Below are 7,266 nucleotides of genomic sequence, written 5' to 3'. Positions count from 1 at the left end.
TCACACCCGTTCCCATACCGAACACGGAAGTTAAGCTCTTTTGCGCCGATGGTAGTTGGGGGTTTCCCCCTGTGAGAGTAGGACGTCGCTGGGCACTAAAAAGTAAGTCGTTATCGAGTAATCGGTAACGGCTTTTTTGATGCTTAAAAAATTATAAAATCTATTAAATGTAGATAACTTCATATAAGAGCTTCTCTGTACATACTCCAGTGTCTTACATCTAATTTTTTTTGTGAACTTAATGTAAAATAGAAGTAATTTCGAGGGAGGTGTTTTCAAGTGAAGAAAGCATATAAATGTCGCATCTATCCAAATCAAACGCAACAACAGTTGTTGGCCAAAACCTTCGGTTGTGTGCGTTTTGCGTTTAATCAAATACTTGATGTGGTCCAAATTGCTTAACTGGAAAAATCCTTCGAAGGTGGATATGGTCAAGTCAAGTCTATCACCACATTAAAAGAGCTGTACCCCTTCTTAAAGGATTAAAGGAAGTAGACAGTATTGCGTTACAATCCGTTGGAGAACAGCTAGACGATGCCTACCAACGCTGGTTTCCCAAACAAAATGGAAAATCACGTTTCAAAAAGAAAACAACGTGCCAGCTATACCACTAAAAGGTGAAGGGCATTACTATGTCAGCCTGTTTGTGGAAGAGGACACCACTGGCGAAGATAGGGCAGTCGATTGGTATCGATGTAGGGCTGACGGAAATCGCTACCCTTAGCGACGGCATGTTCATCTCCTCCTTGAAAGCGATGAGGCATTACGAACACCAATTGGACAAGGCACAGCGCGTCCTATCGCGTAGAATTGAACGGGCCAAACGAGAAGCTCAAAATGTCGCCATAACAAAGGTAGCATTCTAGAAATTGTGTTCATCTATGCGAAGTTATCTATGTTTAACTTCTTTGGCATAAGAATGGATTGCACCCCAAGTATAATTGCTCTTAGCTTAAAACTTGATAAAACCCAAATAGATTGGCCTATTCCCCACCAAATTCTAACTCGCCTCCTGTGTGTAATGAGTTTTTGTGCAAAGAAAGCATCCGGACCTCAATTAGTTGCATTGAAAGCAGTTTACCATGATTTAGCTATTAATTGATTTTCTCTACCAAAGGGGATTAAATGCAAATAATACAATATGATATATTTTTAAAAAAATGTAGAATTATACTTGAAATATAATTAATTATTGTTATAATTATATTTGTACTTTAAATAGATGCATTGTTCCGAAGTAGCTCAGTGGTAGAGCAATCGGCTGTTAACCGATCGGTCGTAGGTTCGAGTCCTACCTTCGGAGCCATTTTTTTGTCTGTGCTTCCATAGCTCAGCAGGTAGAGTGCTTCCATGGTAAGGAAGAGGTCAGCGGTTCGAACCCGCTTGGAAGCTTACATTTTGAATAGTAAATGTAAAAAAGCCTAGATAACTACTTGCCTAATAGAAACAAATATGTTATTATAGTTCTTGTCCGATTCTAGTAGAAGTATAAGACGAGTCGTGATTTTATAACCCAGGAGGATTAGCTCAGCTGGGAGAGCATCTGCCTTACAAGCAGAGGGTCGGCGGTTCGAGCCCGTCATCCTCCACCATTTATTTTCATACTTAGCTTTGGAGGGGTAGCGAAGTGGCTAAACGCGGCGGACTGTAAATCCGCTCCTTAGGGTTCGGCGGTTCGAATCCGTCCCCCTCCACCAGTTTATTGGGGTATAGCCAAGCGGTAAGGCAACGGATTTTGATTCCGTCATGCCCTGGTTCGAATCCAGGTACCCCAGCCACAAACATTTAACTTTTATTTTAACGGGGCCTTAGCTCAGCTGGGAGAGCGCCTGCCTTGCACGCAGGAGGTCAGCGGTTCGATCCCGCTAGGCTCCATATTTATATATGACAAATTAAACCTTCCGTCTTTAGGAAGGTTTTTTTATTTTGCTAAAAAAACAAAGCATAACGTAATCAACACTCCAAAACCTCTGCCTCCCCTATATACAAACTTAACTTATTATTTTCATAGTTTCTGAGATAAAATCCTTTTCAATGCACCCATCTTTCCATTATGATGATATAAAAAAGTGAGGTGTTTAGCTTGGCTGAAACAATCGTATATGGAGACGTGACATTACGACCATTGAAAGAAAGTGACATTCCGTTTTTATGGGAGTTGTATGATCCCAAAATATTTGAATTTATGTTGAATAAAATAGAAGATAGGGAACAACTCAGTAATTGGTTGCAAGTAGGAATTGATCAAATGAATATTGAACAAACTGCACTTTCATTTGTAGTAGAAAATACCGATACCCATAAAATGATGGGGACGACCCGTATATATGGAATGGATCATACGAATCATGCTTGTGAGATAGGATCGACTTTTTATGGAAAACAGTTTCAGCGAACGCATGTGAATACAACAACTAAATACTTGCTTTTAAAACATTGCTTTGAACAGTTAGGTATGATTCGTGTCCAATTTAAAACGGATGAGTTGAATGTAACTTCCCAGCGCGCGATTGAACGAATAGGTGGTATAAAAGAAGGTGTTCTTCGCAATGAACGAATTCGTTCAAATGGCACGGTGAGAAATGCCGTTGTTTACTCAATCATTGAAAGTGAATGGACGGAAGTTAAAAATCATCTAGTTCAGTTAATGAATAAATATTCATAAAAATGCTGAGTTGAGCCATTTCCCCTTTAAGATTTACAATAGGTGTAGGAATAGAAGGGGGTATTAAATCATGAACAAGTTAGATATCTCAATAATTGGTGTACCAATGGATCTTGGTCAAAATAGACGGGGAGTCGATATGGGACCAAGTGCTATCCGCTATGCCGGCGTGGTAGAACGCCTACAAGCACTTGGCCACACAGTTAAAGATGAGGGAGATATTGCGATTAGCCATACTCGTAAAGAACAATCTCCAAATACACATTTGCGTAATCTGGAAGATGTGATGGAGGGAAATACAAAGCTAGCAAACAAAGTACATGAAGTGCTATTGGAAGGAAGATATCCTTTAGTGCTTGGTGGTGACCATAGTATAGCAATCGGAACACTAGCAGGGCTTGCAGATCGCTATGAAAACTTAGGCGTTATTTGGTACGATGCGCATGCTGACTTAAATACAGCTGAAACTTCTCCTTCTGGGAATATACATGGAATGCCACTTGCAGTGAGTATTGGCTTAGGTCATGAAGACTTAGTGAATATCCGCTCGTTTGCTCCAAAGATTAAACCAGAAAACGTTGTTATTATCGGCGCTCGCTCTGTAGACCCAGGCGAACGTGAATTAATAAAAGAAAAGGGCATTAAAGTCTTTTCCATGCATGAAATCGATAAGCATGGGATGACAGAAGTAATGAATCAAACAATAGCCTATTTCCATGAGCGTAATGTAGATGGTGTCCATTTATCGCTCGATTTAGATGGTTTAGACCCACTTTATACACCAGGAGTGGGTACACCTGTTCCAGGCGGTATTAGTTATCGTGAAAGCCATTTAGCAATGGAGATGCTCTATTCTTCCAATTTGATCACGTCAGCTGAATTTGTGGAAGTAAATCCTATACTGGATGAAAAAAATAAGACAGCAGATGTTGCAGTTGGATTAATGGGGTCACTATTTGGGGAAAGTCTCATATAATAAAAAAGGAAAGCGGGCAAATAGTCTGCTTTTCTTTTTTTATTATCAACACAATGCATGGAATATTTGGTAAAATAAATAATATAGAAAAAAATGAAACCTGTTGCTACCTTAATACGTATAGGTAAGACAGCCGCATGAGGCGGAGGGGAAAATCACGATGGATGCGTTAATAAATAAACGAATAAAACAAGTGTTAAAAGGCGATAAAGACGCATTCGCGGAGATTGTCGACCTGTATCAGCATAGGCTATTTCAAGTATGTTTTCGGATGTTAGGAAACCGTCATGAAGCCGAGGATATTGCACAAGAAGCATTTGTGCGAGCCTTTATCAACATACACACGTATGATCAAAAAAGAAAGTTCTCTACTTGGCTATACCGTATTGCGACGAATTTATGTATCGATCGTATACGAAAAAAGAAGCCTGATTTTTATTTAGATGCAGAAGTAAAGGGTACCGAAGGGCTCGATATGTATTCTCAAATCGCAGCAGCAGATGAACTGCCGGAAGAAGAGATAATGAAGCTTGAGCTGCAAGACCGGATACAATATGAAATTAGTCGTCTTCCGGATAAATATCGATCGGCCATTGTTTTAAAGTATATGGAAGAATTATCTTTACAAGAGATTAGTGAGATATTAGAATTACCACTTGGAACAGTAAAAACGAGAATTCATAGAGGCAGAGAGTTTCTTAGAAAACAGTTAAGCAGGCAACCCAATTTTTTATAGGAGGGAATCACGATGAATGCATGTCCAGAGCGAATTGTTCACTTAATGCATGAGTACCTAGATGGTGAAATAAGCCGTGAACATGAGCTTGAACTTAAATCTCATTTGCAGTCATGCGTGGATTGTCAGGCTCATATGCACGAGTTAAGCGATGTGGTCGCTTTTGTAAAAGGAGCAGCTCATGTAGAGGCCCCAACTAATTTTAGTCAAAATGTAATGGCAAGACTTCCAAAAGAAAAATCACATGCTGGTGTTAGTAGATGGTTGCGGCGTCATCCAATTCTCACTGCAGCAGCATTATTCTTTTTATTTATGAGTAGTGCATTATTTAGTAATTTCCATGAAGAGCAGCAATTCTCCTTTACCAAACAAGAAAATGTCGTAGTAGAAGGAGAAACGGTTATAATCCCTGAAGGACAAGTTGTAAAAGGCAATCTAGTCGTTCGAAATGGGGATGTTCGAATTGATGGTGAATTGGACGGGAATCTAACCGTCATAAACGGTTCGAAGTACATGGCTTCTACTGCAGTAATAACGGGTAAGACAGAAGAGATTAATGAGGTATTTGACTGGCTTTGGTTTCACATAAAAGATGGGGCGAAAGAAGTCGTATCGTTTTTTGAAAAAGAAGAAACAAAATAATAGGAAGTCTATCCAGTGAAATGGATAGACTTTTTTCGCCCTAAAATGTAGAGAACTGGGCAACTATGTTATACTTACATGGTATGGATTTGTGATGAAAAGTGGGGGATGCCACATGTCGTTTATGGAGCAGTTTACCAGTTTTATGCCAGTAAACGTAATTGTAAACATTTTAGATGTTTTAGTTGTATGGTTTGTTATATACAAATTAATAACCTTGATAAAAGGAACGAAGGCTGTTCAATTATTAAAAGGAATATTTGTTATTATCGCAGCTCGAGTAGTAACGGATTTTTTAGGTATGGATACACTAGGCTGGTTGCTTGAAAATGTAATTAGTATTGGTTTTTTTGCAATTATCGTGATTTTCCAACCTGAAATAAGAAGAGCTCTTGAACAAATAGGTAGAGGAAAGCTCTTCGCGAGAAGCTCATCCATGCAAGAAGAAGAAGAGAAAAATCGTTTAATAGAAGCGATGACCAAATCGGTAAGCTATATGGCAAAACGTCGAATTGGCGCATTAATATCTATTGAAAGAGAAACAGGTTTAAATGAATACATTGAAACGGGAATTCAGTTAAATGCACATCTTACTTCGGAGCTTATGATTAATATCTTTATACCAAATACACCTTTACATGATGGTGCGGTTATTGTGCAAAAGAATAGTATTGTCTCTGCCGCTTGTTATTTGCCATTATCTGAAAGTCCTTTCATCTCCAAAGAGCTTGGAACACGGCACCGTGCGGCAATTGGTTTAAGTGAAGTGACGGATGCGATAACCATTGTTGTCTCAGAAGAAACAGGTGCGGTAAGTTTAACATCTAATGGAGATCTCCATAGAAATTTATCCATGGAAGAGTTTGAAACTCACTTGAAACGCCTTTGGTTTGGACCAACAGAGGAACAAGTAGCTTCTTCTAAATGGTTGTGGAGGGGGAAACAGAATGGATAAAATGATGGGCAATCCATGGTTTTTAAGAATAATTGCATTGGTACTGGCCATTCTATTATTCGTTTCTGTGAAATCGGATATGGAAAAGAATAATATGAATACAACTAGCACGTCAGTGGAGGTTCTTCGAGATGTGCCTGTAGAGGTATATTATGACGATGAAAATTCAGTTGTAACAGGAGTACCAGAAACTGTTACGGTGAATATAGAAGGTCCATCGCAACAGGTTTTTTCCACCAAAGTGATGAAGGACTATAAAGTATTTATTGATTTACGAAATGTAACGTTTGGGGAACATAGAGTAGAATTTTCAACCGAAAACTTTTCGGATAAATTGAAAGTTCGTATCGACCCTGTAAATGTGAATGTGGTGATTGAGGAACGTGTTTCTCAAGAATTTAATGTGGATTTAGATATGAATGAAAGCTTGTTAGCTGAAAACTATATCGTCAAATCCTATGATATGGAACCGAAAAAAGTAGTTGTGACAGGAGCAAAAAGTATTATCGATAGCATAGGCTATGTAAAAGCTACGGTCGTTAGAGACCAAGGAATAAATAAATCGTTTGAACAAGAAGCGAGCATACGAGTACTAGACGCTGATTTAAATAAATTGGATGTAACAGTCGAACCGAAAACAACACAAGTAAAAGTAAATGTCGAAGAATACAGTAAAGAAGTCCCGGTGGTTTTAGTCCCTAAAGGCGTGCCTAAAGAAGGGGTAAAGATTAATAAATTGTCAACTGATGTAAAAAATATTAGACTATACGGCCCGCGAACAGTATTAGATAAAATGGGGCAGTTACAAGTTGATGTAGACGTGAGTAAACTAGAGGATACGAGTAGCTTTGATTTGAAGCTAGCAATTCCAGACGGTGTGACTAGATTGTCGCTCGACAAGCTTAAAATAACAGCAGATGTCACACCGGCTCCACCAGTTGAGGAAGAAGAAAAGCAAGAGGAAACCGTTTCAACGGTGGAAGAGAAAGCATTTGAAAAAGTTACGATTGCAGTGAAGGGACTACCGGAGCAGCTAGTTAGTAATTTTGAAACACCTACGGATGGAATCGTTTCTGTCGTAGCAAAAGGAACACCCGAGGCTTTGAAAAATATTCAACTAAACAATGTTTCCGTTTACGTAAATGCCGAGAATGCTGAGGTTGGGGAAGTAACCCTTCCAATTCAAATAGAAGGCCCCTCTAATATAGAATGGGGAACGTCAGAATCTGAGGCAAAAATAACAATAAAAGAAGCTTAATGCGTAGGACAACAGGTTTTTAAGGAGAGAAGAA

The 7,266-nt window shown here is 39.0% G+C and carries 8 protein-coding genes, 6 tRNA genes and 1 rRNA gene; all 15 read left to right on the top strand.

All coding sequences use genetic code 11. The features are described from left to right. Positions 1-94 (top strand): 5S ribosomal RNA (gene rrf / locus ACIP9W_RS21885); the annotation flags it as partial. Positions 95-279: 185 nt separating this feature from the next. Beyond that, a complete protein-coding gene (locus tag ACIP9W_RS21880; protein ID WP_400793292.1) occupies positions 280-402 on the top strand; it encodes a helix-turn-helix domain-containing protein in 123 nt (40 codons plus the stop codon). Between the two features lie 230 nt (positions 403-632). After that, positions 633-866, top strand: a complete 234-nt coding sequence (locus tag ACIP9W_RS21875; RefSeq protein WP_400793290.1) for a transposase — start codon at positions 633-635, stop codon at positions 864-866. A 365-nt stretch (positions 867-1,231) separates the two neighbouring features. Further along, positions 1,232-1,306: transfer RNA gene (locus ACIP9W_RS21870), tRNA-Asn, on the top strand. Between the two features lie 13 nt (positions 1,307-1,319). Beyond that, positions 1,320-1,392: transfer RNA gene (locus tag ACIP9W_RS21865), tRNA-Thr, on the top strand. Positions 1,393-1,516: 124 nt separating this feature from the next. Then, positions 1,517-1,592: transfer RNA gene (locus ACIP9W_RS21860), tRNA-Val, on the top strand. Between the two features lie 21 nt (positions 1,593-1,613). Further along, positions 1,614-1,697: transfer RNA gene (locus ACIP9W_RS21855), tRNA-Tyr, on the top strand. 6 nt (positions 1,698-1,703) lie between these two features. Further along, positions 1,704-1,778: transfer RNA gene (locus ACIP9W_RS21850), tRNA-Gln, on the top strand. 24 nt (positions 1,779-1,802) lie between these two features. Beyond that, positions 1,803-1,875: transfer RNA gene (locus ACIP9W_RS21845), tRNA-Ala, on the top strand. A 199-nt stretch (positions 1,876-2,074) separates the two neighbouring features. Further along, entirely contained in the window at positions 2,075-2,665 is a 591-nt protein-coding gene (locus tag ACIP9W_RS21840; protein WP_400793288.1) for a GNAT family N-acetyltransferase, read from the top strand. Positions 2,666-2,735: 70 nt separating this feature from the next. Further along, positions 2,736-3,641, top strand: a complete 906-nt coding sequence (rocF, locus tag ACIP9W_RS21835) for an arginase (protein WP_400793287.1) — start codon at positions 2,736-2,738, stop codon at positions 3,639-3,641. A gap of 160 nt (positions 3,642-3,801) precedes the next feature. Then, positions 3,802-4,377 carry an RNA polymerase sigma factor SigW gene (gene sigW, locus ACIP9W_RS21830; protein ID WP_142540986.1) on the top strand — a complete coding sequence of 192 codons (576 nt, stop codon included), beginning with the start codon at positions 3,802-3,804 and terminating at the stop codon, positions 4,375-4,377. Positions 4,378-4,389: 12 nt separating this feature from the next. Beyond that, positions 4,390-5,019, top strand: coding sequence for a zf-HC2 domain-containing protein (locus ACIP9W_RS21825; protein WP_400793285.1), 630 nt, complete (start codon positions 4,390-4,392; stop codon positions 5,017-5,019). Between the two features lie 115 nt (positions 5,020-5,134). Continuing rightward, on the top strand, positions 5,135-5,974 hold the full coding sequence (gene cdaA / locus ACIP9W_RS21820; protein ID WP_282240993.1) for a diadenylate cyclase CdaA: 840 nt from the start codon (positions 5,135-5,137) through the stop codon (positions 5,972-5,974). After that, the gene (locus tag ACIP9W_RS21815) at positions 5,967-7,232 is read left to right on the top strand and encodes a CdaR family protein (protein WP_400793284.1); all 1,266 of its coding nucleotides are present in this window, start codon (positions 5,967-5,969) and stop codon (positions 7,230-7,232) included. Before cdaA ends, ACIP9W_RS21815 begins: the two co-directional genes overlap by 8 nt. The last annotated feature ends 34 nt before the right edge of the window (positions 7,233-7,266 follow it).

The sequence above is a fragment of the Psychrobacillus sp. NPDC093180 genome (genome assembly GCF_044754065.1).
Classification (GTDB): domain Bacteria; phylum Bacillota; class Bacilli; order Bacillales_A; family Planococcaceae; genus Psychrobacillus.
Note: the sequence above shows the minus strand (reverse complement) of the source record. Positions and strands in the feature narration are given on the sequence as shown.